At 51.9% G+C, this 25,396-nt stretch carries 18 protein-coding genes and 5 pseudogenes; 12 read left to right on the forward strand and 11 right to left on the reverse strand.

The genetic code is table 11. From position 1 onward, the window contains the following. The first annotated feature begins 169 nt into the window (after positions 1 to 169). Together ACGHM3_RS12225 and ACGHM3_RS12230 are read left to right on the forward strand one after the other, a co-directional pair. Positions 170 to 1,054: a tyrosine-type recombinase/integrase gene (locus tag ACGHM3_RS12225; RefSeq protein WP_345428406.1), complete on the forward strand. Its 885-nt coding sequence runs from the start codon at positions 170 to 172 to the stop codon at positions 1,052 to 1,054. A gap of 10 nt (positions 1,055 to 1,064) precedes the next feature. Continuing rightward, positions 1,065 to 1,346: pseudogene (locus ACGHM3_RS12230) on the forward strand (transposase zinc-binding domain-containing protein); the annotation flags it as partial. Between the two features lie 90 nt (positions 1,347 to 1,436). On the opposite strand, the gene ACGHM3_RS12235 reads toward ACGHM3_RS12230, so the two are convergent. The 3 genes from ACGHM3_RS12235 to ACGHM3_RS12245 are packed head-to-tail and all read right to left on the reverse strand — an operon-like array spanning position 1,437 to position 4,616. Further along, a complete protein-coding gene (locus ACGHM3_RS12235; RefSeq protein ID WP_345428408.1) occupies positions 1,437 to 2,444 on the reverse strand; it encodes a tyrosine-type recombinase/integrase in 1,008 nt (335 codons plus the stop codon). A 10-nt stretch (positions 2,445 to 2,454) separates the two neighbouring features. Continuing rightward, positions 2,455 to 3,378 carry a tyrosine-type recombinase/integrase gene (locus ACGHM3_RS12240; RefSeq protein WP_345428410.1) on the reverse strand — a complete coding sequence of 308 codons (924 nt, stop codon included), beginning with the start codon at positions 3,376 to 3,378 and terminating at the stop codon, positions 2,455 to 2,457. After that, positions 3,375 to 4,616 (reverse strand): tyrosine-type recombinase/integrase, encoded by a 1,242-nt coding sequence (locus tag ACGHM3_RS12245; RefSeq protein ID WP_345428413.1) that lies wholly within the window; start codon positions 4,614 to 4,616, stop codon positions 3,375 to 3,377. Before ACGHM3_RS12245 ends, ACGHM3_RS12240 begins: the two co-directional genes overlap by 4 nt. 139 nt (positions 4,617 to 4,755) lie before the next feature. On the opposite strand from ACGHM3_RS12245, the gene istA reads away from it, so the two are divergent. Next, a complete protein-coding gene (gene istA / locus ACGHM3_RS12250) occupies positions 4,756 to 6,243 on the forward strand; it encodes an IS21 family transposase (protein ID WP_390517725.1) in 1,488 nt (495 codons plus the stop codon). Then, a complete protein-coding gene (gene istB, locus ACGHM3_RS12255) occupies positions 6,240 to 7,004 on the forward strand; it encodes an IS21-like element helper ATPase IstB (RefSeq protein ID WP_390517726.1) in 765 nt (254 codons plus the stop codon). The genes istA and istB overlap by 4 nt, the downstream gene beginning before the upstream one ends. A gap of 191 nt (positions 7,005 to 7,195) precedes the next feature. On the opposite strand, the pseudogene ACGHM3_RS12260 reads toward istB, so the two are convergent. Together ACGHM3_RS12260 and ACGHM3_RS12265 are read right to left on the reverse strand one after the other, a co-directional pair. Beyond that, a pseudogene (locus tag ACGHM3_RS12260) lies at positions 7,196 to 7,477 on the reverse strand (transposase zinc-binding domain-containing protein); the annotation flags it as partial. Between the two features lie 10 nt (positions 7,478 to 7,487). Beyond that, the gene (locus tag ACGHM3_RS12265; protein ID WP_345426586.1) at positions 7,488 to 8,372 is read right to left on the reverse strand and encodes a site-specific integrase; all 885 of its coding nucleotides are present in this window, start codon (positions 8,370 to 8,372) and stop codon (positions 7,488 to 7,490) included. A gap of 590 nt (positions 8,373 to 8,962) precedes the next feature. Here ACGHM3_RS12265 and ACGHM3_RS12270 point away from each other — a divergent pair. After that, a pseudogene (locus tag ACGHM3_RS12270) lies at positions 8,963 to 9,148 on the forward strand (transposase); the annotation flags it as partial. A gap of 127 nt (positions 9,149 to 9,275) precedes the next feature. Here ACGHM3_RS12270 and aguB read toward each other — a convergent pair. The 3 genes from aguB to ACGHM3_RS12285 form a co-directional block, all read right to left on the reverse strand. Continuing rightward, positions 9,276 to 10,157 (reverse strand): N-carbamoylputrescine amidase, encoded by an 882-nt coding sequence (aguB, locus tag ACGHM3_RS12275; RefSeq protein ID WP_390518161.1) that lies wholly within the window; start codon positions 10,155 to 10,157, stop codon positions 9,276 to 9,278. Between the two features lie 7 nt (positions 10,158 to 10,164). Further along, a complete protein-coding gene (locus tag ACGHM3_RS12280; RefSeq protein WP_345426588.1) occupies positions 10,165 to 10,569 on the reverse strand; it encodes an agmatine deiminase family protein in 405 nt (134 codons plus the stop codon). Positions 10,570 to 10,828: 259 nt separating this feature from the next. Next, positions 10,829 to 11,695: a helix-turn-helix transcriptional regulator gene (locus tag ACGHM3_RS12285; protein ID WP_345426590.1), complete on the reverse strand. Its 867-nt coding sequence runs from the start codon at positions 11,693 to 11,695 to the stop codon at positions 10,829 to 10,831. 209 nt (positions 11,696 to 11,904) lie between these two features. Between ACGHM3_RS12285 and ACGHM3_RS12290 the strand changes: the two genes are divergently transcribed. The 3 genes from ACGHM3_RS12290 to ACGHM3_RS12300 all read left to right on the forward strand — a co-directional run bounded on the left by ACGHM3_RS12290 (position 11,905) and on the right by ACGHM3_RS12300 (position 17,013). Further along, on the forward strand, positions 11,905 to 14,154 hold the full coding sequence (locus ACGHM3_RS12290; protein ID WP_345426592.1) for a TonB-dependent receptor domain-containing protein: 2,250 nt from the start codon (positions 11,905 to 11,907) through the stop codon (positions 14,152 to 14,154). A 98-nt stretch (positions 14,155 to 14,252) separates the two neighbouring features. Next, positions 14,253 to 15,521, forward strand: coding sequence for an MFS transporter (locus ACGHM3_RS12295; protein WP_345426596.1), 1,269 nt, complete (start codon positions 14,253 to 14,255; stop codon positions 15,519 to 15,521). A gap of 46 nt (positions 15,522 to 15,567) precedes the next feature. After that, positions 15,568 to 17,013 carry an amidase gene (locus tag ACGHM3_RS12300; RefSeq protein ID WP_345426598.1) on the forward strand — a complete coding sequence of 482 codons (1,446 nt, stop codon included), beginning with the start codon at positions 15,568 to 15,570 and terminating at the stop codon, positions 17,011 to 17,013. A gap of 368 nt (positions 17,014 to 17,381) precedes the next feature. Here ACGHM3_RS12300 and ACGHM3_RS12305 read toward each other — a convergent pair. The 3 genes and pseudogenes from ACGHM3_RS12305 to ACGHM3_RS12315 form a co-directional block, all read right to left on the reverse strand. Further along, positions 17,382 to 17,534 (reverse strand): annotated as a pseudogene (locus tag ACGHM3_RS12305) (nitrilase-related carbon-nitrogen hydrolase); the annotation flags it as partial. Between the two features lie 18 nt (positions 17,535 to 17,552). Next, entirely contained in the window at positions 17,553 to 18,659 is a 1,107-nt protein-coding gene (aguA, locus tag ACGHM3_RS12310; RefSeq protein WP_345426602.1) for an agmatine deiminase, read from the reverse strand. A 114-nt stretch (positions 18,660 to 18,773) separates the two neighbouring features. Next, entirely contained in the window at positions 18,774 to 19,652 is an 879-nt protein-coding gene (locus ACGHM3_RS12315; protein WP_345426604.1) for a helix-turn-helix transcriptional regulator, read from the reverse strand. Positions 19,653 to 19,862: 210 nt separating this feature from the next. Between ACGHM3_RS12315 and ACGHM3_RS12320 the strand changes: the two genes are divergently transcribed. The 4 genes and pseudogenes from ACGHM3_RS12320 to ACGHM3_RS12335 all read left to right on the forward strand — a co-directional run bounded on the left by ACGHM3_RS12320 (position 19,863) and on the right by ACGHM3_RS12335 (position 25,381). Beyond that, complete coding sequence (locus tag ACGHM3_RS12320) at positions 19,863 to 21,269, forward strand: aminotransferase (protein ID WP_345426606.1); 1,407 nt, start codon at positions 19,863 to 19,865, stop codon at positions 21,267 to 21,269. A 16-nt stretch (positions 21,270 to 21,285) separates the two neighbouring features. After that, positions 21,286 to 23,046 (forward strand): amidohydrolase, encoded by a 1,761-nt coding sequence (locus ACGHM3_RS12325; RefSeq protein ID WP_345426608.1) that lies wholly within the window; start codon positions 21,286 to 21,288, stop codon positions 23,044 to 23,046. 55 nt (positions 23,047 to 23,101) lie between these two features. Then, a complete protein-coding gene (locus ACGHM3_RS12330) occupies positions 23,102 to 24,055 on the forward strand; it encodes a GTP-binding protein (protein WP_345426610.1) in 954 nt (317 codons plus the stop codon). 654 nt (positions 24,056 to 24,709) lie between these two features. Then, positions 24,710 to 25,381: pseudogene (locus tag ACGHM3_RS12335) on the forward strand (IS6 family transposase). Positions 25,382 to 25,396 lie beyond the last annotated feature (15 nt).

The raw sequence follows: 25,396 nt of genomic DNA on the forward strand, positions 1-25,396 counted from the left end.
TGCTGCGGTCAACTTCAGAGAACAGCCAATGGACTAAACCGCTTACGCGGTAGTGGACACTACGCTCTGTAGCTTCGCACAAGTACCACACTACCCACCTACAGAACGGGGCTGTTCTGTGCTGTGCTTAAGAAGGACCAAGTCCTTAAACCAACACAGGAGCAGCCCCATGAAACAGTCTAGCAAAGCTATCAGCCCGCTGCGCGAGCGCATGATCCAAGACATGACAATGCGCAAATTACACCCTAAAACCCAAACTAGCTACATTCGTGCAGTTAAGAAACTGGCACGTTTTTTGGGGCGTTCCCCCCATCGTGCCACAGCAGAGGATTTGCGGCGTTTTCAGCTGCAACTGGTGGAAAACGGCACGTCAACCACCACGATCAACGCGACGATCACCGGATTGCGTTTTTTCTTCGATGTGACACTCGGGCATGCTGAGGTGACCAGCAAACTCACCAAACTGTCGATGCCACGCAAGATTCCCGTGGTGCTGAGTGCACAGGAGGTGACGCGTTTGTTAGCGGCGGCTGCCAACGCCAAGTACAAAACGGCCTTGTCGGTAGCCTACGGCGCTGGCTTGCGCTCGAGTGAAATTGTTCATCTGAAAGTCAGTGATATCGACAGCCAACGCATGCTCCTGCACGTCGAGCAGGGCAAGGGCGAGAAAGACCGCAACGCCATGCTCTCGCCGGCCCTGCTGGCGATACTGCGCGATTGGTGGCGAATCGCCCACGCGCAGCGCTGGATGCTCGACGGTGGTTGGTTGTTCCCGGGACAAAACCCGATCAACCCGCTTACCTGCCGCCAACTCAATCGTGCCTGTCACGATGCCGCGAGTGCGGCGGGAATTGACAAACGCGTGTCCATGCACACGCTGCGTCACAGTTTTGCCACGCACCTGCTCGAACAGGGGGTGGATATTCGTATCATCCAGGTCGCACTTGGGCATAAGAAGCTCGAGACCACGGCTTTGTACAGTCAGGTGGCTACACGCACCTTGCGTGATATCCACAGCCCACTGGATTCGCTGACACTGCCACCGCTGCACTAGTGCAGCGGTAATGTCTCGAGCAACCCTGGAGGTTGCGGATATCTTCCGCGACCGCGGACCGGCGTGGCGCGAGCTTCAGGCCGGGCACCTCAGTCTCGGCCAGCTCAAAGTCATGTCTGCGATTGAGCGCTGTCGTAGCGCGGCGCTCGGTGGCCACGTGTTGTGTTGCCGTAACTGTGCGCACACCCAAATCGCCTACAACTCCTGTCGCAATCGCCATTGCCCGAAGTGTCAAGCGGTCGCAGCCCGGCGATGGCTTACCGCACGTCAGGCCGATCTGCTTCCCGTCGAGTTATGTGGCATTTTTCGTTATGTGTTATTCGAACGTTAGTCGAACAGACACAATGGTGAACCTAAATTCGAACACCACATAATTTTTTGCTTACAGGCTACGTAAAAATGCCATTAACCCCGCATCGCTTCCCCAACCTCCAACCCTTCCAGCACCTTTTATCTCACACAACGACAGTGCCTTAGCCTTCATCTCAAGATCAGCTTCGGCATAGATGTTTGTCGTTGCGAGAGATACGTGACCGAGCCATGCGCGGATAGTATTTATATCGACGCCAGCCCTCAGTAGATGTGAAGCTGTGGTGTGTCTAACCACGTGGGGACTTACATGTTTATCAGTGATTGAGGGAACGTGCTTGCTAGCTTTGGCGGCATAGCGCTTCACAAGGCCATGAATACCAAATCGAGTTATGGGTTTACCGCAGCGATTAAGAAACACATGTTCTGTTGGTTTACGGCCATCAATCAGCATACGGAGCTCCCGTACTGTTTGCGCCCAGAGTGGACACTGTCGTAACTTGTTTCCTTTACCTCGCAGTCGAGCTGAGGAGTGATCTCGATCGCACACTGCTAAATTGAGATCCATGATTAACAGCTGTGCCACTTCGTCGGCACGGGCACCTGAATTGTAAAGAAACAAAAGTATCGCATGGTCTCTCTGCCCTTGAGCGGTATTTATATTGGGAGCATCCAAAAGGGCATCCATTTCCGACTTCTCCAAATAGATGACTGGTGATTTAGCTGCTTTTTTGAAAGGTACCCCCCGAATCTCACCCGACCAACTAATGTGTTCCGGACTGTTAAGTCCCACAAAACGGGCAAATGCGTGGATCGCAGCCAGACGTTGATTGCGGGTTGAAACCGCACAACCTCGCTCTTCTTCCAAATTATTTAGGAATGAACGCACCATTTCGGCACTCAGGTCGACGATCGCAAGACAATCTACCGGCTTCTGCAACCTGCTGATAGTGAATTGTATAAGTAAAGTAATCGCGTCCCGATAGCTGTGTTGGGTGTTTCGCGATAAGTTGCATTCATCCACGACATGCTCCAACAGAAAACGACGAATCCAAGGGCCCAAGAAAACGGAGTTAATCATCACGGCCTCCTTATAAGGCATACTGCTCGAAGCATATAGAGGCTTCATGCAACAGTTCAGGTGTCATCGTCAGGTACTTTTGGGTCGAACTCAGATTCACGTGACCGAGGTAGATGGACAGTTTCGGTAGCAGTTTTTGCACATCGGCGCCTGCCCTGTACCAAGCAATCAATCTATTTACGGCCGCGGCATGACGTAAATCATGGAGACGGGGCTGGTAGCGTGCCCCATCCGTTCGTAGGATACCGGCATATGTACGTAGATCTCGAAAAGCCTGTTGTACAGTAGGAATTGCCAAAGCTTGACCTGTGCGCCCAACGAGAAAAGGGGCTTCCGGGATATCCTCGTGCCCTGCACTTCGCCGTTCTTGTGCATATCGATCCACTGCTTCCGTCAGGTGATGACACATGGGGACTAACCTAGACTTGTAAAATTTAGTTCCACAAATATTTAGTAACCCATTAGCCAAGTCGACATCTGCCATCGTCAGAGAAAGGGCTTCGCTGATTCGCAACGCTGCACCATAAAGCAACAGTAGAATGATTCGGAACGTGTGTGGTTCCAACAGGACATGGGTCTTTCGGAAAGAGGTAGTTGCGTCCAAAAGACGACGGACTTCGTCGTGAGTATAGATGTAGGGGACAAAGCGCGGCGGAAGTTTTGGAATGACTTTTGGTAGAGGAGATGAGCTAATGTGCCCGCGGCTAAGTGCGTAATAGTAGAACCCAACCAGGGTCTGGTACTTACGATGCCAGTAGCAAGTGGCTGGATTACCCAAGAAACAGAGAACCTGATCTGGGTCTACATCCTGCGCATCAGTGCTCGCTGCGGTCGTTCGAGCAAACGCTTTAAGTATATACTCACAGCTTGTGAATTTTTGGCCCAATGACTTTCGAAAGGTAACATACTCGGTAATTAGATCGTGAAGTTTCATAGGAGACCTCCAAGATCAAACTCAGCAACTTCCCGCAACCCTGCAATATCTACCTTCGCGTATACACTGGTTGAGGCGGGATCCCTGTGTCCAAGATGATCGCCGATCTCTTTCATCGAAAGACCATTCGCTAAAAGGTGAGTTGCACAGGCGTGGCGAATCGAATGTGGTCCGTAATGGCGAATCGGGACGCCTAATGGTCGAAGACGATCACTTACCACTTTCCACAAAGCGGATCCACTCAGTGGCCCATAAGGGGCTCTCAGGGTTAGAAAAATATATCGAGATGGTCGCTGCAACCGCACTTCCTTCAGATACCGGAGAATCGCTTCACCGACAGGGCGTATCAGCGGATATTGCTGAGTTGTGCGCGGTTTGGGACGAACAATGTTAATACGCTCCTGATCCCAATCCAAGTCTTCCAATCGCAGTCGTTGTACTTCTCCTGATCGAAGCCCATAAATTGCAAATAACATCAATATCGCCCGATCGCGAATACAGACCGGACGGTCTCCGCTACAGCTAGCCAATATTTGCTGGACCACTCCCCATGGCGGTCCTGAAGGGACTAGCTCGTGTTGATAAACGCGCGGAGCTATAATTGCTGCCGCCAGACCTGGTGAGCACCAACCATTCATTTCGACGTAACGGAAGAACGCGCGCAGCGAGGCTGCATAGAATCCAATGCTGTTGCGAGTACAGCCATCGCGATAACCTTTCCGAGCAATGGCCTCATCAATTTGTTTAATAGTGATTGATGAAAGATCGTTGTTTACAGCATACCGGCTCAGAAACGCTCTGATGTGTCCGCATTCACTGCGAATCGTCATGTCGGACAGACCACGATCACGATACATATAGTCAGCAAATGCCTCAATAAAGGGGACATATAAAGGTTCAGGCGCTGGGCGCAATCGATTCATAAAGCCAAGCCACTGCTTGGCAATTGATATAAAGTGTGCTTTTGTTTTTTGTGCATCCCTGAGTTTAAAGTGAGCTGGCTCACGATAGGCCCACTTGTGAGCGGCCAGCTCTATTTCCTCGGCACGAATCAGACCATCTGTTTGCAATTTAAGTTCGTTAGTAATTACGAGTAGCTCCCGCGCTTTGCGACGAAGCGTACTGCGAGGGGTACCGTTTTTTTGGCAATGGCGAAGAAATTGGAGCCGCTGTTCGAGAAGGGGTGCAGAGCTGTGCCGGGTAACTGCTGCTGGACAGTTAAATAGTTGATCAAACATATCTGTTCGGCGACAATTAGGGTGACCGGTTGACGACAACTATCTTGGCCGGTTGGGTGTGACAATAGGTACTTTGTTTTCCACTTTGGAGCACAGAGTGCCGGGTCAACACATAACCAACCGACAAGAGGAGCTGTACATGCAGCATCGACAAGACGGCGCCAGCCAGGAAGTGGCGGCCGCTAAGGCAGGAATTTCCGTCCGCTCTGGACGACGCATCGAAAAATCAGGCGCACCTCGCATTCAAACCCAGAGAGATTGGCGCACACGCGAAGACCCGCTTAACGCGGTATGGAGTACCGAACTGGAGGTATTGCTTGAGCGGGAGCCGTCACTGACCGGCACGACCTTATTGGAATATCTGGAAGAGCATTACCCGGAACATTACGACCAGCGTGTTCTGCGTACCTTGCAGCGACGGGTCAAACAATGGAAAGCACTGAATGGCCCCGATCAGGATGTTATCTTCCGCCAGCAGGCGGCCATTGCACAGCAGGGTTTCTCTGACTTCACTCACCCTGACAGCCCGATCACTATCCAAGGGACGCCCTTAAAACACCTGCTGTATCAGTTCCGCCTGGCCTACAGCGGTTGGCGCTCGGTTACCGTGGTGCAGGGTGGAGAAAGCTATGCTGCTCTTGCTTGCGGGCTACAGCGAGCCTTGCAACAGGCCGGTGGCAGCCCGATTGAGCACCGCACCGACAGCTTAAGTGCAGCACGCAACAATCGACAAAATGTCTGGACCGACGCCTATGGCGAGTTATGTGCACACTATCGGATGCAGCCCACCCGCAATAACCTGGGGCAGTCACATGAAAACGGTGTGGTTGAGTGCGCCAACGGGTCGCTAAAACGTCGCCTGTCGCAGCAACTGAAGCTGCGCGGGCACCATGACTTTGACAGCATTGAGGCCTACCAAGCGTTCATTGATCAGGTGGCATCCAAACTCAATCGCCGCTCTCACTCGCGTTTTACTGAAGAGCAGCAGGCCTTACAGCCCTTACCTAGTCATGAGGCCGCCGATTACCAAACGCTGAATATCAAAGTCACACGCTCTTCGACCATAGAGGTCCGGCGCGTGGTCTACACCGTGCCCTCGCGGCTAATCGGTGAGCGCGTTCAGGTCAGGCTGCATCATGACCAGCTGGTGTTGCACATCGGGCAGCAGCAGGCACTAACGCTACCACGTATCTACCCTAAGCCAGGAGAGAGCCGTGCCCGCTGTATCAATTACAAGCACGTCATCCGCTCACTGGCGTCCAAACCTCAGGCGTTCCGCTACTCTCAGCTGCGCGATGATCTCTTGCCCGACGACAACTACCGCCAGCTTTGGCGTCATGCCGATCAGCAGCTGGAGGCTCGCGAGGCCTGTAAGTGGATCGTCACCGTACTCAGGCTAGCCTATGAATACGATGATGAGCAGGCGCTAGGGCAGGACTTGTTGGTTCACGCTAAAGCCGGCAAGTTCGCGACAATTACGGAGCTTCAGGCCCGCTACCTCACCAGCCATCAACCCACCTTGCAAGCCACCTCCACCCAGCATGAGCTGATTAGCTATGACGAGCTGCTGTCAACGATAACGGGCGATAGCCGGCTGCTAGATCTGGCGCAGGAGGTGGTGTTGTGAGCGATTCAGTCGCCCTGCTATTAAAAGAGCTGAAGCTGCCGGCCTTTGTTCGGCACTACCAGTCGCTGTGGGACACGGCTGTGGAGAAAAGCTGGTCCCACACCGACTACCTGGCGGCTCTATGTGAGTACGAGCTATCTGATCGTTATCAGCGCAGGACTCAAAAATGGATACGCGAAGCCAGGCTCGCAACCAGTAAAACCTTCACAGCCTTGGATAACAGCAGCTTGAGCAGACCCAATCAAGCGGTACTGGCCAAACTGCAACAAGATACAGACTGGGCGCACAACGCGGATAACGTCCTGCTGATTGGCCCCAGTGGTACCGGCAAAACCCACATAGCCAACGCTTTGGGTCACCGGCTTGTTGAGCAAGGAGTGCGCTGCAAGCTGTTTCCGGCCATCGCACTGGTTCAGCTCTTGCAGCAAGCCAAGCGGGATCTTGACCTGATGACGGCAGTGACCCGACTGGATAAATACCGGGTCATCATCATTGACGACATTGGCTATGTGAAGAAAACCGATGCTGAAACACATGTGCTGTTTGAGTTTATCGCCCATCGTTACGAAAGTGGCAGCCTGATCATCACCGCCAACCAGCCCTTCAGTGAATGGGATCAGATCTTCCCCGACAGCATGATGACAGTGGCAGCTGTCGATCGGCTAATACACCACGCGACAATTATCGAACTTGAGGGGGAAAGCTATCGAAAGCAGCACCAGTTAGCACAAGCAAAAAGCAGTAAAAGTAAAAGCACCTAACCGGCCATCATAGTTGTCGCGGGCCGGACAAGATAGTTGACGTCTAACACATATCGAACCTCCTGAATGGAGAATGGGAGGCTCAATTATCCAGATAATTATGTTGCATTAAAAATCATACAAAACACCAAAAGTAGCCCAAATTAACGATTGAATCATCCGGATAACACATAACTGAAAATGCCACATAACTCGACGGGCAACAGATCGGCCTGGCGGGCGGCGAGCCAGCGCTTGGCGGCCGTCGCCTGGCACTTCGGGCAATGACGGTTGCGACACGAGTTATAGGCCACCTGGGTGTGCGCGCACGCACGGCAGCGCAGCACATGGCCGCCGAGCTCGGCACGGCGACAGTGCTCAATGGCCGACATGGCCTTGAGCTGGCCGAGGCTGAGGTGCCCGGCCCGTTGTTGCCGCCACAGCGATCCGCGGTCGCGGAAAATATCCGCAACCTCGAGGGTTGCGCGTGACATGGCCGGTGCGTTAGTGCAGTGGTGCCAGAGTCAACGCATCCAGGGGGCTCTTGGTATCACGCAAGGTGCGGGTGGCCACCTGAGAGTAGAGCGCGGTGGTCTCGAGCTTCTTGTGCCCGAGTGCGACCTGAATGATACGAATATCCACCCCCTGCTCGAGCAGGTGTGTGGCAAAGCTGTGCCGCAACGTATGCAGGGACACACGTTTGCTGATCCCTGCCGCGGTGGCGGCGGCGTGACAGGCGCGATTGAGCTGACGCGAGGAGAGCGGGTTGATCGGGTTTTGTCCCGGGAACAGCCAGCCGCCGTCGAGCATCCAGTGCTTGGCGTGAGCGATCCGCCACCAATCGCGCAGGATACCGAGCAACGCCGGCGACAGCATGGCGTTGCGGTCCCTGCTGCCTTTGCCCTGCTCGACATGCAGGATCATACGGGTGCTATCAATATCGCTGACCTTCAGGTGAAGCACTTCGCTGGCGCGCAAGCCCGCGCCGTAGGCCACCGACAGCGCCGCTTGAACCTTGGCGTTGGCAGCAGCCTCAAGCAGACGTGCGACCTCCTCCGCGCTGAGTACCACCGGCAGGGTTCGCGGTGTTGAGACCGTGGCAAGCTTGGCGGCCACCTCGGGGTCCCCGACCGTGACGTTGAAAAAAAACCGCAGTCCCGCGATCGCGGCATTGATACTGATACTGGAAGTGCCGCTCTCAACCAAATGTAACTGATAGAGCCGTAAGTCTTCCGCTGTGGCGCTATGGGGTGAATGGCCCAAATAGCATGCCAGGCGCTTAACGGCGCGGATGTACCCGGTTTGGGTCTTGGGAGTTAATTTACGCATCGTCATATCGTCGATCATGCGTTGACGCAAGGGGCTGATTGTTCTGGTAGACTGAGTCATGGGGTTGCTCCTGTGTTGAGGTTAGGAGGTGTGCACCCTTAAGTTCAGCACAGGACAGCCCCATCCTGTAGTCGATGTGATGTTTGGTTGTGCGCGGCTACTGAACGTGCCGCCTATTACCGCGATAGCGGTTTAGTCCAATTCCACATACCGGTCTTACAGGATAACGATAAATTCTTTGATTTCGATTGATTGGGATCGACAGCTTCCAGCCAATATACGGTAATTTCTGTGTTGCTCTACTCATGAATATTCTTGCGGCAGGAGTTTGATTGGAGGCAGCCGTAGAGGCGGTGTTACTTGAGGGGAACGAACGGCATGAGTCGGCTTGTGGGGTCAAACTCGCAGACGGTGGGAGCTACCTCGACCTCTTCAATGGCGAAACATTCGGCCATGGTGGATCCAGTGCCGAGCATTAAACCGGTAGATAACATCGCTGATGCAAGTGGTTTATAAGTTGGCTGTTGCAAAATAATTAAATCTTGGTAAACCATCGCCTCTGGCGGTGAGACACGAGTAGGCTCTGCCGAAGCGGCGTGCAGAGTAGAAAATGGCCTCCTTTGAACCGGCAAGTTCTATAGGAGGCAATTATGAGCGACTGGCAAAGCCAAGCTCACGTTAGACATTATTGCAAATATCACGTTGTATTTGTGCCGAAGTATCGTAAAAAGTCGATCTACGGAACTCAGAGGACGGATATCGGAGGTATTTTACGGGAATTATGTCGCCAGCAAGGGGTAGAGCTGGTCGAAGGGTATGCGATGAAAGATTATATCCATATGCTGTTGATGACTGCTCTCTTTATACGTCATTATTTTAATGACGTTTTGGTACTCCCGCCCCCATCCATGGGGGAATATGGGAAATGCTACCAAGATGAATCATCTTCCTTGATGTCAATCGCTAGCGTTTATGGCTCTGCTCACCGTCCAACGTCATTAATGGTTGGTATAGTTCGGGTCGACGATCGCGGAACAGGTTCCACAGGTCGCGATAACGTTGTGCCTCGCCGAGATCGATTTCACTGACCAGTACCTGGCGTTCATCCTCCGAGGCTTCAACCACAATTTCACCCAGATGGTCGGTAATAAAAGAGGAACCGTAGAAGCGCATATGACAGCTCTCGCCGGTTTCACACCCGATGCGGTTGGAGGCTGCCACCGGGATGACATTGGCCGCCGAGTGTCCCTGTTGGGTGCGTTGCCAGTGGCGCAGGGCCTTGGTATCGGTGCTATTGGGCTCTGAGCCGATAGCGGTGGGGTAGAGTATTAATTCCGCCCCTTTTAAGGTGGCAATGCGTGCGGTTTCCGGAAACCATTGATCCCAGCAGACTGGTACCGCCACCCGGCAGAATTTGGTGTCCCACACGCTAATTCCGGTATCGCCGGGGCTGAAATAGTACTTTTCAGTATAGCCAAAGGAGTCTGGGATATGGGTTTTGCGGTATTTTCCGAGTATTTCACCGTCGGCATCGATCATCACCAGCGTGTTGAAGAACGCATTGTTGGCGCGTTCGAAGATGCTCACAGGTATTACAATCTCAAGTTCTTTGGCAATGGTTTTAAGCTGCAATACCGCTGGATTTTCCTCAACGCTTGTAGCCAGTTCAAAATACTTGTCGTTGAGGTCTTTGCAAAAGTAGGGCGTTTCAAACAGTTCCTGCAGCAAGACTATATTGGCACCCTGTGCGGCGGCTTCGTAAACCAATTCAACCGCGTTGTCGATGTTTTTCTGGCGATCCCAGCTGCAGCTCATTTGCGTAATTGCAAGGTTAATCTTTTTCATAATGTTGCTACCTCTCGATATTTATAGGATTTTTAGAAAACTGTGCTTGCGTGATGCAACCGATACTGCCCCGCCCAGGAGTATGTCTCGACAACCAAGTACCCTGATGATGTTGTAATGTGGGAATTGATCCTGAATGGCGCGCCAGCGCTATGTCGTCACTCGGGTCTTCATACAAGGGAACAAATACAGCTTCATTACCAATGTAGTAGTTGGCATAGGTGGCGGCGATTCTCTCTCCGGGCTGTCGCTCCATGGTCGATTCGTCGCGGTCGACGGACGCGTGTTCTTCTTTGCTCCCGCAGACATCACTCTGTGCTGGCCAGATCATCCTGCACTGCTTTTGGGGGGCGGAGGTGCCGGGGACGTAAAATCCAGCCTGCTTCGGCGTCATCTTTAATGTTTTAGTCATTGTCTCTGTCTTTTGAAACTAGAGGGGTACTTCGTGGTTCAGTGGGAAATATGCTACTACGACGGGGGGGCGAGCAATATAGATAAAAATGTGGAGATGCCCAATATAGTTTTAAGGGGCAGGCGGGAGAGGGCGGTTAGATATGGGGAGAGCTAAGGTGATTAGAGTTCTTGTGGGTTAGCTGTGGAGTGACGGATCCATAATATAAAGCCCGCTAAGGTAGTGTTTAAAAAGGAGATCGATATTTCAAGCAAGGGTTCTACTTGAGCTTGTGATACGCTTCCAATGGGTCGGAAAAATTAGACTCACCAGAACAACTAAGCGCATCGATAAAAACAGAAAAGAGCTCTGCCTGTGAAGTAACATCGAGCTTTTCATAAATCTTGTGTCGATGGGTGTTGACTGTTGCTGCTGTTATGTCCAGCTTCTCTGCTGTAGATTTTGATGAGTGGCCGCGAAGAATTAACTGTGCGATTTGGCACTCCCTGGCGGTTAGTACCGATGTGCCAAAGTTTTCAACCGCAGATGCTATTTGTTGATGTAAGTCTGATGTTGAAGTCTGATCGCTGGTGTCTAGGCCTTTAATTGCTTCCCAATAGCTTAAAAAACTGGTTCGTACCACCGGTTCCATGGCGCGGAGCTTGTTGACCTCTTCAGCACTGAAGTCAGGGTTCCATGTGGATCGACTTATGCCAATACAGACTCCAATTTCAGGGGTTACAGAAAAGAGGTAGCCAAATTCAGAACCACCATCGGAGGCATGATAGTATTGTTTAAAATACTCGCTATTTAAAAAGTCATCGGGAGCCAGTTCTTCGAGGAGGTAGCCTCCCGGTTGTACATTATCCATAAAGGCTTGATAAAACGGATTTAGCAGGTAGGGGCCATTCAGATAGTCTTCAATGATGATCTTGTGCCGTTCCTGCTCTACGTTATCGTAGTGTATGACGGTCTTGTTATTCCTACAGAGAATTTCTATGATAATGATATCAATAGGCACTATTGTTCTCAGGGCTTCAAGTAGGTGAGCCGGTAGGGATTCATCGTGTAAATTGGCCATGATTGCGCTAATGGCCCGATTCCAGCTGTGGAAGCTATCGCTCTTAGGATCTACTATATCTGCCATATGGCCGTTTTCTTCATTGTTTTCTTAACTCCGTTACACTAATCCTGTATTCGTCATGTTATCGCTTGCCGATACCCGTGTACACATTTCTATGTATATCCATTCCCCACTCCTCCGCTGTAATCTGAGTGTCACCATCAGCGAAGTTCATTTACACGCTGGGGCTGTTGATAGCAGTAGGTATATTTTCGTTTGAGGAGCGCAAGAGTATGAAAAATAAAGAAAAAACTATAGGTCTGCGGCCTTTGAGTCTGGCAATCGCCTGCCTGGCGGGACAGTGTGTGGCGGTGCCTGCACTGGCTGACGGGATGCAGATTGAAGAAGTAGTGGTTACCGCCCAAAAGCGGGCACAGAGTGCCCAGGATATTGGTGTGGCAGTGAGCGCCTTTGCGGGTGATGACATTAAGAAGTTGAATCTTGATTCGGCAACAGAGTTGGCGTCACACACGCCAGGCTTGAGTACAGCTAACGGCACCTCCGGAGGCACTCCGATTTTTGCGATTCGCGGAATCGGCCTCGATGACTTCAATATCAATAACAGCAGCGGGGTAGGCGTCTATGTCGATGAGGTTTTTGCCAGTTCACCCATGTTGCTCGGCTTCCAGTTAATGGATATTGAGCGTGTTGAGGTACTCAAAGGGCCTCAGGGGACTCTCTACGGAAAAAACACCACCGGCGGTGCTATTAATTTTGTTTCCAATAAACCGTCGGAAGATTTTTCTGCTTCTATAACTGCTGGTTATAGCCGTTGGAATCGAGTCGACCTTGATGGCTATGTCAATGGTGCATTATCAGACTCTGTTAACGGTCGGGTGGCTTATTCCTATTCAAAACAGAATGAAGGTTGGCAGACCGATATTGATACTGGCGAAGAATTTGGCAAGGTGGATAAGCTGGCCATCAGGACACTGTTGAACGTTGAGCTTTCACCGGATACGGAGATGTTAGTCAATCTTCATTACGGCAATGATGAGTCAAAGCCAATTTCACCGCAGAATGATAATTCCGAGCAGGCCGCCAATGACATTTTAGGCCTGGGTGGACTGCTGGATGGCATGCTGGATGTGCCTGCTGACTCCGACAGTGTCAGGGTGGGTGGTCTGGATGTGCGCAGGGATGAGACGGGGTACGGAGCATCGATCACTATTGTTCATGATGCAGAGAGCCTTAGCTTTCAGTCGATCACCGCTTGGGAAAGCTATGAGCGGGAGGTGGTGGACAACTACGACGGCACCGCGGTCTCTTTCCTGGACCTGGATCAGTCGGGTGAGCTTAGTCAATACTCACAGGAGTTTCGACTGACCTCAGACAGTGGCGATGACTATACCTGGGTATTGGGGGCCAATTATTCGCTGGATGAGGTAGAGGTGTCCGATGATTTCCTGATGGACTGGTCTGCAGGTATCAATTTGACAACGGCTTACGAACAGGTCAGTGCTTCTTGGGGTGTTTATTTTCACAATGAATACTATCTCACTGAGGTGGTCAAACTTACCGGTGGTGTTCGTTACTCACAGGACAAACGTGAGTTTGACGGCGGCACTTTTAGCACCGACGGCTCAGACCTGTTTGGAATATTAGGCGGGATGTTGGGTAGCGCCCCAGTAGCGGGTACTTTGATAGTTGCTAATGATGCGTCTGAAACCGAGGATAATATCTCCGGTAAAATTGGCCTCGATTATCAAATCAGTGAAGATGTTCTCCTCTATGGTAATGTTTCTACCAGCTATAAGGCCGGCATTTTCTATGGTGGTGTTGGGACCCGCGATGCTGTTCTCGGCTATGTCGAACCAGAAGAGGTGACGGCCTACGAAATCGGTTTTAAGACTACCTTGCTCGATAGTAGCTTGCAGTTAAATGGTGCCGTTTATCGATATGATTACGATAATCGCCAGTCCCTGGCGATTGTTGAGGATCCTGCAATCTTCCTGGTAGGAACCCTGGCGAATGTTCCAGAGTCTACGATTGAAGGTGCGGAACTGGATTTTTGGTGGCGAGCCGCAGAGGGGTTGGACTTTAAAGGGGGTGTTTCCTACATTAATTCCCGAGTGGAGAAAGATCTGGCGTCCGCCGATGTACGTAATATGACGCTGTTTAGCGTTGTGCCTAAAGGTGCCAGTTTATCCCAGTCACCTGAGTGGAGTTACAATGGCTTGGTCAGTTATAGCTGGAATCCCAGCGATAATTTTATCGCCAGCATTCAGCTGGATTATAGCTGGAGTGACAATCAATACGCCGCACTGTCCGATCCGTTGGCGGTGTATGGTCCGGTGAAAAAGGTGGGAACAAGGCTTTCACTGGGCTCTGCTGATGAGATATGGGAGCTGGCACTTTGGGCAGACAATATTGAAAATGAGAACTCTGATACCTACAGCTTCACCAATAACTCGGGAGCCCGTTCGGTCTATCGTCAACAACCTGTGAGCTATGGTGTAACCTTTACTTACAACTTTGAGTAAATAATCCTTCATGCAATATTGTTGGAAGGGACTCCAATAATATTGTCATTTGTGTTGGCGTTTATGTGATTTGACAAAACCGCAGGTTGTGAGTGCATATGGGAAAGACAGTTAAAGATTCTTTGAGCTCAGATGGATTGTTTACCATGCTCTTGGTTGTTATTACAGGGTTTGTTGGTGTGGCTCCCCTGGCTGTACTGCCTGCTTGGGTAGGGGGGATGATGGATCATCTCGGCTTGTCCGAACAGCAAGCCGGTGTTATTGCTTCGGCTAATCTGTTCGGATCGGCAATTGGAATGCTAATTGTGGCGGGGTTGTTAAAGCATTTCTCTTTGTTACGCCTCGCCATTATGGGCGTTGGGCTGGAGGTTGTTGCTGATCTGGCTTCGCTGTTTTTTGATGCAGCATTGCAACTGGGGTGTTTGCGTTTTGCTGCCGGTATAGGTGGCGGTGTTGTAACCGCAACTGCTATCAGCTGGATTGCACAGCAGCCAAATCCTGAAAGGGGCTATGGGCTGTTCATGATGCTGCAGTTTGGTGTGGGGGCCCTGATTTTGGCTGTTTTACCACACTTTATGGCCGTGAATGGAGTGAATGTTATCTATTTGGTGTTTATTGCCTTTGCTTTCTTGTCATTGGTGTTGTCGCCCGCTCTTAAGTGTTCACTAAAACGAAAAATTCATCAGGGTAACGATAACGACGGTATTGAAGTCGCAGCAGAGAAAATCAAACTGCTACCTGTCGGCTTGTCTTTTGTCGCTGTCGGGTTGTTCGAGGCGGCGAATGCCGGTGTTTGGGCCTATATCGAGCGAGTCGGCCTGGCTATTCCCCTTCCCCGAGATACGCTGGGTATGATTTTGGCGATTGCGTCTCTGGTCGGTATTCCCGGTGCCTTGGCCGTCGTTTGGCTCGGTATTCGTCGAGGGCGTTTTCTGCCGATCGCCGCAGGGCTGAGCTGCGGAATGCTTTCATTGTTGTTACTGCTGGGTGTCGATGACCTTTTGTTGTACATGGTGGCGATTATGGCCCTGAGTGCCTCCTGGAGTTTTACGCTGCCATATTTGCAGGGTATTCAGGCGCAGCTGGACCCTCAAGGGCGAATCGCTGTTTTGGGTTACTTTGTGGTTATGGTGGGCGTTGCTCTGGGTCCTGCACTCTATGGGGGCGTCGTGGGCTCAGGAGACTACTCCAATGCCATGTGGTTAGGGGTGCTGCTTTTGGTGGGTTGCCTGATCGCGATTGCGCCAGTGGCAATAGCGACTGATCAAGTCTCTGATCGAAAACAGGCCGAATCGCCGACCGAACAGCTACCCAGAGTAGTGACCAAGTCGAGGCACAGATTAAAGAAACTGCTAACTGGCATCTAACATTTCGTGATTTATTTATTCCGGATAAGTATTTAGGTAACTAACCATGAGCAATGAACTGTGCTATCTATCTGCGACGAAAGCTGGTGAACTGTTTACCTCCAAAAAACTGTCGCCCGTTGAGCTGTTACAAGCGTTAATCAATCGCGCAGAACAGGTAGAGCCCTCTATCAATGCGTTTTCATTTGAGTATTTTGACGAAGCGATGGATGCAGCACGGCTAGCGGAGAAGTCGTATATGAAAGGGAGTGCTAGGCCCCTGGAAGGTATTGCTGTGGCGGTTAAGGATGAAGAGAATATTATCGGTAAGGTGACAACCAACGGCTCCCTGTTGTTGCAAGATAATGTCGCCCAGACTCATTCTCCGGTGGTAGAACGTATGCTCAATGCCGGGGCCATTATTCATGCGCGTACCACGACACCGGAATTCTCTTCAAACACCGTGACCCACTCTCGCCTGTGGGGGGTAACAAGAAACCCCTGGAATACGGAATATACGCCGGGAGGATCTTCCGGTGGCGCAGGTGCTTCGCTGGCGGCTGGGACTACGACTCTGGCAAATGGTTCTGATATTGCAGGCTCGATTCGCGTGCCCGCGTCTTGTTCGGGTGTGATCGGATTCAAGCCCCCTTATGGGCGGGTGCCGGATGAATCTCCCTATAACCTGGATACCTATGCCCATCAAGGCCCAATGGCAAGAACGGTGGCTGATTGTCGACTGTTCCAGAATGTGCTCTCCGGCCCCCATCCCTTTGATCCAGCCAGTGTAAGCCCAAAGTTGACGATACCGGATAATCTTGAAAACATTCGAGGGATGCGTATTGGCTATTCTCTGGATCTTGGCTATTTCTCCGTGGATTCTGAAGTGCGCGAAAATACCTTGGCTGCGGTGGAAGTATTCAGACATTTGGGAGCGACTGTAGAAGAAGTTGATATAGGCTGGAACAGTAGTTGCCTGACAACGGCCATGACCCATCTGCACGCATTGTTTGGCTCCACCTTACAGCGAGATTGCGTTGGTCGCGAAGAACAACTGACTGATTATGTACGTTATTTCTTGGGTACTGGTAGTTCACCTCAACCAAAAAGTGTCGTCGAAGCGAATCTTCATGCCGGTGAAATGTTTGCTCAGTTAAGCAAGGTGTTTGCCTCTTACGATTTGTTAATTTGTCCTACGGTTGCCACCACGTTTGTAAAAGCGGATTTTGATTACAGTAAGGATACCTTGATTGTTGATGGTGAAATCATGGCCCCATCGCTGGCAAGCTGGTGCATGACCTATCCGTTCAATACCCTGAGCCGTTGCCCTGTTCTTAGTGTGCCCACTGGTTTCGCCTCTAATGATGTACCTACCGGTATGCAGATTGTTGGCCCCAGCTTCGATGATGTAACCGTATTTAAAGCGGCTATGGCTTATGAAAGTGCGAAGCCGCCGATGTACAGTGGCGGCTTGGCGCCAGAAATATTGCAACAGCCTGAATTGGTCATGTGACACCGGATGTAATGCCTTGGGCTACGGACTTGCCGAAGACGCGCCACCGAAATATTATGCATCGAATTCTGCGCAAAATTGAAAAAATAGGTTTAATCTCAGTGTGGCATTATTGATAGGGTAGTGGAAATGTCTACTTGCTAATGACAAGTTTGTGACGGCACCGGTCATTCTGAGGCCAGAGAGAGAACCAAGTCTCTGTTGGCATCGATCATTACCAGGGTGTTAAAGAAGCCGTTGTTGGCGCGTTCAAAGATGCGGACCGGGATCACACCCTCAAACGCCTTGGCCACGTCTTTAAGCCGCTTGACGGCGTGGTTGTTCTTAACGGTGGTGGCCAGTTCTAAATAGCGGTTGTTGATGTGCTAGCAGAAATAAGGGGTCTCAAACAATTCCCGCAGCAGAACGATCTGGGCCCCCTGGGCGGCGGCCTCGTGCACTAGTTTAACCGCGTTTTCGATATTCACTCCGCGATCCCAGCCACAGCTCATCTGTGTTACGGCTAGATTGATTTTTTTCACTGCAATACCTCTCGAAAATTAACGGGTTTCACCGGAAAACTGCGCCTGGGTGATACAGCCAATGCTGCCGCCACCGAGCAAAATATCTCGACAGCCTGGTACGCCCACGACCTTGTGGTTCGGGAACTGGTCCTGGATAACGGCGAGCGCGGGCTCGTCATTGGGATCGTCGTACAGGGGCACAAATACCGCGCTATTGCCAATGTAATAATTGACGTAGGTGGCGGCGATTCGCTCTCCCGGCTGGCGGGCGATGGCCTCGGCATTGCGATCGAAGGTCGCGTGCTCTTCTTCGGTCCAGCAGATGGGGTTGGGCTGATGCACCTTGACGACTTTGAGCGGTCTGCCCTTGGCATCGGTCTCGTTGCTTAAAATATCGTAAGTGAGCTGCGAGACTTCGTACTGGGGATCGTTTTTGTCTTCGGTCCAGGTCAACAGTACGACGCCGGGGGCGGCAAAGACACAGAGGTCGTCAATATGGCCATCGGTTTCGTCGAAGGGGCAGCCGGTGGGTAGCCAGATAATCTTCTCCACATTCATATAGTCCTTCAGTGCCTGGTCAACTTCCTCGTCGCTGCGCTCGCCCGTGCGGTTGGGGTTAAGCAGGCACTGGCGAGTGGTAATCAGGGTGCCTTCACCGTCGGCCTGCAAGGCGCCGCCCTCTGCGACAATGGGGGCCTTGTAGCGATCGGTGTTCTCGATTTCCAGCACCTTGTGGGCGATATGCTCATCGAGCTCCCAGTGGTTTCTCAGGCCACCGATATGGCCGCCCCAGGAGTTGAACTGCCAGTCCACGCCGCGTACCTGGCCCTGGTCGTTGATCACAAAATTGGGGCCGGAGTCGCGCATCCAGGCATCGTTGGTGGACATCTCCACCAGTCGCACCGTGTCGGGCAGGCGGGCGCGGGCATTTTGAAACTGGGCGGCCGACACACACATGGTAACCGGCTCGCTATCGGCAATGGCACTGGCCACGCGAACAAAAGCCGCCTGGGCCAGTTTGGCGCCGGCGGGCCAGACATCGCTCTGCTGCGGCCAGATCATCCAGCACTGCTTTTTCGGTTGCCAGGCGCCGGGTACGTAGAAACCGTCCTGGCTGGGGGTGGTCTTCAAGGTCTTCGCCATAGTCGCTGTCTCTTATGGGGTTTACGGAGTGAATCTGTAAAACCTATGCTACTGCGGAGCGTCTGGGAGCAATATAGACCCATAGGGCAGGTGTTGGTGAAAGGGGGAGAGGCGTTATGGGGAGCTCGGCGGCGCCAGGTAGGCAGACAGGGGGTCGGGGTTTTCGTCGAGGTTCAGGCAGGAGAGCGAGTCGATAAACAAATAAAACAGCTCGGCCTGGGAGCTGATATCGAGCTTGCGATAGATATTTTGCCGGTGCAGCTTGACGGTCCTGAGAGCGATTTCCAGCTTGTCGGCAATGGCCTGGCTGGAGTGGCCGTGGAGAATCAGCAACAGCACTTCCCGCTCGCGGCCGGTGAGAACGGAACTGCCAAAATCCTTCATAACCTGTTTCAGTTGCCGGTGCAGGTCTGAGGTGGGGTTGGCCAGTTCCCGGTTATTGGTCAGGCGCAGGTGTTTTAGCACCAGTGTGCGCACCAGCGGCTCCAGTGCGTGCAGTTCATCAAGTCGGTCTTGCGTCAGCGTGTCGTTTTCCGTGTGGGCGAAGGAAAAATGGAGATAGCGCTCCTTCTGCCCGATATCCTCGAGGGTGATGCAATAACCCATATCATCGGCAATACCGTCCTTTTTGTAATAGCGCAGGAAAAACTCGGTTTCGCGGAAGTTATCCGGTGCCACATCGTTGAGGGTGTAAAACCCCGACGCCAGTCCCTCGGTGCTGGCCAGGTAAAAGGGATCGAGCAGGTAAAGGCCCTTGAGGTAGCGTTTAAGGTTCTTTGTTATGCCAGGAGAAGTGATATCGTGACTTAATAGCCTGGGTCCATGCTCTTGGGAAAAGGAGAAAATGATATTGCTCCTTTCCTGGGGAATGGTGTTATTTAATTCCTGGCTCAATAGGGGAAAAAACCTCGGCTCGCCTAGCTTGTCGATCATCCGAATCAGCAACTGTTTGTAGGGCTTGGTGATGGGGCGGTGTTTTTGCTCTGATGTCATTGACTGCGTCTAACAATTATTTATTCGGTGCCTGCTTATTACTTATGCCATGCTATTGAGTATAGGGCAAGTGGAAACCCATGCCCGGTGATCGTCTACCTGCCCTTTAGAACTATATTCTCCAGCACTTATCCCCCTTACACTAGCTCCATAGAACAGAGCCTTTCTGTTTGGCACTGAAAGCACCGTTTTTACTTGAGGGTATGAGGCATGAGCGAATTTGACCAGTACGACACACAGGCGATTGTGGAAATGGATAAGGCCCATCACCTGCACCCCTGGCAGTTCTTTGACCTGTTTCGTCACAATGGAGCACTGCCTATTGTCAAAGGTGACAACTGCCATATCTACGACACCGATGGTCGCAAGTACTTCGATGCGGTCGGCGGCCTGTGGTGCAACAATATCGGTCTGGGACGCAAGGATATGGCCGACGCCATCGCCGAGCAGGCCTATAAAATGTCCTACGCCAGTGCCTTTGTGGACTTGACTAACGTGCCGGCCGCAGAGTTGGCGGCCAAGCTGGCGCAGCTGGCACCGGCACCCCTGAACCATGTATTTTTTACCTGTGGTGGCTCCACGGCGGTGGACACGGCCTTTCGCCTGATCCACTACTTCCAGAACTGTCGCGGCAAGCACGACAAGAAACATATTATCTCGCGCAAGAACTCCTACCACGGCACAACTTATGCCGCCATGTCGATTGGCGGCAAGCCCGGCGATCATCCGCCGGAGTTTAATTTTATCAGCGATATTATCCACCATATCTCCTACCCCAATTATTACCGCTGCGCGGAAGAGGGCATGAGCGAGGAGGAATTTGTCGACTGCCTGGTGCAGGAATTTGAAGACAAGATCGAAGAGCTCGGCGGTGCCGATAAAGTGGCTGCCTTCTTTGCCGAGCCAATTATGGGGGCCGGTGGTGTGATTGTACCGCCAGAGGGTTACCTTAAGCGCATGCACGCGGTGTGTAAGAAAAACGACATTCTTTTTGTCTCTGACGAGGTGGTCACCGGATTTGGCCGCTTAGGCCACTGGTTCGCCTCTGAAGACGAGTTCGGCATAGTGCCGGATATGATCACCTCCGCCAAGGGCCTGACCTCCGGCTATATGCCACTGGGTGCGCTGCTGTTTTCCGATGAGATTTGGGAGGTTTTAAATGCGGAGGGTTCCGGGCGTTGTTTTCCCCATGGCTTTACCTACTCGGGGCACCCGGTGGCCTGTGCGGCAGCACTGAAAAATATCGAGATAATGGAGCAGGAGAAACTGTTGGAAAACGTTAACGAAGTTGGCCCCTACTTTGAAGAGCAACTGAAAACGCTGGAGGACCTGTCCATTGTCGGACAGGTGCGCGGGCGCAAGTTTATGGTGTGCGTGGAATATGTCGCCGACAAGCAAACGCGGGAACTCTTCCCGGAAGAGTTGGATATCGGTAAACGCATTTCCAATCACGCCGACAAGCTGGGGTTGATTTGCCGGTCCATTGTGCACCTGAACGTAATGTCGCCGCCACTGACCATGACCCGGGCCGATGTGGACTTTATTGTCGACACCCTGCGCAAGAGTATCGAGCTCACCGTTGAAGAGTTGCGGTCAGAAGGTTATTTCGCGGGCTAACACAGGACTAGATTCAATGAACTCTACCAAAATAACCAACTACCTCTCCAGCCATACCGGGCAAGGGCCGGGTAAGGCAGACCTGATACTGACCAACGCGCGGATTTATACAGTGGACCCCGGCCGGCCCTGGGCGGAAGCGGTGGCCATAAAAGATGGCCGGTTCATCGCGGTCGGTGGCCGGGCAGAGATGGATGCTCTCCGGGATGAGCACACCCGCGAGGTGGACCTGCAAGGCCGCTTTGCGATGCCGGGCCTCTACGATATGCATACCCACCCAGACCTGAGTCTGGCACCGGGCTATGCCGATTATCTGGATGTGGGGCTGGAAAGCCCCACGCCGGACGATATTGCAAAGGCGATTCTGGACTATGCGGAATCCCATCCGGGCGATGGATGGATATACGGTTCCTATTTTGTGCACTTCACCTTTCGTCAGGCGGAGATTGAGCCGGGGTGCGAGTGGCTGGACACCGTTATGCCGGATCGGCCAGTGGCCATTCTCGACCGTTCCTGGGGCTCGATGATGGTGAACTCCAAAGCCCTGGCCCTGGCCAATATCACAGCAGACACCCCCGACCCGGGCAATGGTTTTATACAGCGCGATTCCATTACGGGTGAGGCTACAGGCATCCTGATTGACGGCGCTTATGCGATGATTCACGCCGCCATGCCGCCGACGCCCCAGCACGCGCTGAAAAGAGCCTACCGTGAAGGCGTGCAGTACCAGTCTTCCCGCGGTGTGGTGGCGACCAAGTATGTGCATGTGTGCGAGCATCGGCTGGAGGCGTTGAAGTCAATCGATGATGCCGGCGAAATGACACTGAGAGTCGAGGCCGCTATCAGCTGGCAGGACGATATCTTCCCGGTCAAGCGCCGTTGGGAGCTGCTGAGTGGCGAACGGAATTACTATCGCAGTGCGCGCCTCAATGCCAATGCGGTCAAGTTTCATTTTGACGGGGTGCACGAAACCCGTTCCTCCTACCTTTCCAGCCCCTGGCCCGGCGAGGAAAAATGGCGCGGCGGGCTGAACCTGACGCCGGAACATATTACCGATATGGTAGTGGACCTTGATCGCCGGGGAATTCGTGTGATCTCCCACTGCACCGGCGACGGCGCATCGGATCTGTTTCTTGATGCCGTGGCAGAGGCACGCCGCGTTAACGGCGGGGGTGTGCGCCACCAGTGCGCCCATTCCACCTTGTTGCTGGAAGAGAATTTGGCGCGCTTCAAAGAGCTCAATGTCACCGCCGAATTCTCACCGGCCGTGTGGTATCCCAGTGATTTCGCCTACGCCCGTACTCAGGCCGGCGAAGAGAAAATGAAAACCCTCTACAACTTTAAGGGGGTGCTGGATGCCGGCGGGGTGGCGGTGATGGGTACCGATTGGCCGGTTTCCAATATCAACCCCTGGATCGGTTTTGAAACCATGGTGACGCGGAAGAACCCTTGGGGGGACTACTCGGAGCCCTTCTACGGCGAGCCGATTTCGCTGGAACAGGCGATAAAGGTGATGACCATTAACGGCGCCTGGTCCATGGGGATTGAGCATAAGGCCGGGAGTATCGAAGTGGGCAAATCGGCGGATTTGATTGTCCTGGATCGCAACCTGTTTGAACTAGAGCCTCAGGGAAATCTGCACAACACCAGGGTGGATATCACGGTGATGGAAGGTGAGATCGTCTGGGACCGGTTGGATCAGTTTGAACAAGCTGAACTTGAAGCGGTATGGAAAAGCGATCAGGTACCGACGTTTTATGAGCGCATGGAAGACTAATCTTTGAGCGTGTTATTGTATTAAACGACTACTGCAGTTAGACGGTGGTGAGCCAATGAGTAAAAAGTTTAGCCCGATTCCTGTTACCGTTATTTCCGGTTTTCTCGGCGCCGGAAAAACCACCTTGCTTAATCGTATTCTTAATGGTGATCACGGCCGTAAGATTGCGGTAATGGTCAACGACTTTGGTGAGATCAATATCGATAGTCAGTTGATCGTCAGCGCCGAACAGAGCATGGTGAACCTGTCTAACGGTTGCATTTGTTGCACTGTAGAAAGTGACTTGATCGAGCAGCTGCACAAATTGATCAGTTTGCGTGAGCGCCCGGAGTATATCCTGATTGAAACCAGTGGCGTCTCGGATCCCTCCAAGGTGGTGAACACCTTGTGCTACCCGCAATTTCGCCAACAACTCACCGTCGATGCAGTGGTAGCTATCATCGATGCTGACAACTTTTCCAGCTTGGACGGCGACAGGAGAAAGCTGGCGATGGATCAGTTGAGTGTTGCCGATATTGTGGTGATTAACAAAACGGATCTGGCGACCACTCGGCAGGTGGAGTCGTTTCGCCAGCAATGGCTATACCCATACGCCCGGGTGTTCGAAACTCAATTTGCCGATATCCCTGTGGAACTGTTATTAGGGACGGAGCTGTTCGAGACGAACCACTCCCCAAGCAAATCTGGACACCAGTGCAACGCCAACTGCGATCACAACCACAATCAGCAATTTGCTACCTACAGCTGGGAGAGCGATCAACCCCTGTCCCTTAGCAAGCTGCGTCATGCGCTGAAGCAGTTGCCGGAAAACCTTTATCGCGCCAAGGGATTTGTCTACCTGGCGGAAAGCCCTAAGCACCGTTGTAAGGTGCATTTGGTGGGCTCAAGGGTGGAGATTGAAAAGGAGGAACGCTGGCAACAGATGCCGAAAAATCAACTGGTAATGATTGGCTGGAATAATCTCGATGCAGCGCACCTGAATCAGGCGCTGGAAAATTGTTACAGCTAACGCAACGTCGACGGAGATGATTTATGATTGTCCGGCTGAAGTCGAGGCGTTAATTAAGCACCCGGAAGATTACATGCCCCTTGAGCCTGAGGCAAATAAAGACAAGCCAGAGGATAGGAGAGATACTCAGCAAAAAAAACACACGATATCCCGTTGGAATAAACTTCAGTTTTGTGAAGCTGCCTCTTCTCGGAAAAAGATTTAGATAATGCCAACTTTGTCAGCTGGTAGCTTGTGACATAAGGGGGATTCTCTCGCCCCCTTTTTATTAATCCAGTGATGCCAGTTCGCTGGCTTAATCTCGTTAATGTGAACGGTTTTTCCGCAATGTCTCCGGCGGCGACTCCCCATAACGATCTTTTTGTAAAGGCAAGCCCCCCAGCAGTATAAACCCCAACGGGTGGCAATCTCTGTGACACCTATACGTTCCTTGGTCGCCAAAAAATTCCCGTGAACCTTCTTTAGTCGGATGGTATGCAAATAATTCATCGCGTGATCTGCCGAAAGCGTTTAAACCTTTCATGCAATGTCCGCTCACTCATTCCGCAAGCCGCCAACAGATCAGCCATGGTACTGGGTGTGGTGATAGGTTGCGTCGCATCTACTGCCCTGATTAGCGTACAATTCGCCATTTGATTCTAGGATGGTGTACTCGTGGTCAGTTTCAAAGGCTATTGTTATCCGAAAACGGTGATTTTGCAGTGTGTTCGTTGGTAAGTCGCTTATTGTTTAAGTTATCGTGATATCGAGGAGATGATGAAGGAGCGAGGAATACACGTAGATCATAGCACCCTGAACCGCTGGGTTCTAGAATTCTCTCCACTGCTTGAAAAGGAGTTCCACAAAAGGAAACGTCGTTCAGGTGGCAGGATCCGACTTGACGAAACCTACCTTCTGGTTAAAGGGCAATGGAAATGCCTGTATCGCGCTGTTGATAAAGAAGGAAATACCATCGATTTTTTGCTAACGTCAAAACGGGACAAAAAGGCTGCCAAGCGATTATTGAAGAAAATGATTAACCGAAATGGCAAGCCGGGATTAATCAATATCGACAAAAGTGGAGCCAACCACGCTGCGATCAACGACTACAATCAAGAGAACAACACCCGAATCACTATTCGACAAAGTAAGTACCTAAATAATGTGATTGAGCAAGACCACCGGTTCATAAAACGAAAAATGAAACAGGCCATGGGCTTTGAAAGATTTAGCAGTGCTGCCAGAACCGTTGCTTGACTGGAACTGTGGAGAATGCTTAAAAAGGGTCAGAAGAAATGGGGAGGGTCGCAGTCTCCCTGTGCACTATTCTATGCTCTGGCAACGTAAGCCGTAGTCGATACT

Origin of the sequence: Halioxenophilus aromaticivorans, from assembly GCF_042850945.1 — a bacterium.
GTDB classification, from domain to species: Bacteria; Pseudomonadota; Gammaproteobacteria; order Pseudomonadales; family Cellvibrionaceae; genus Halioxenophilus; species Halioxenophilus aromaticivorans.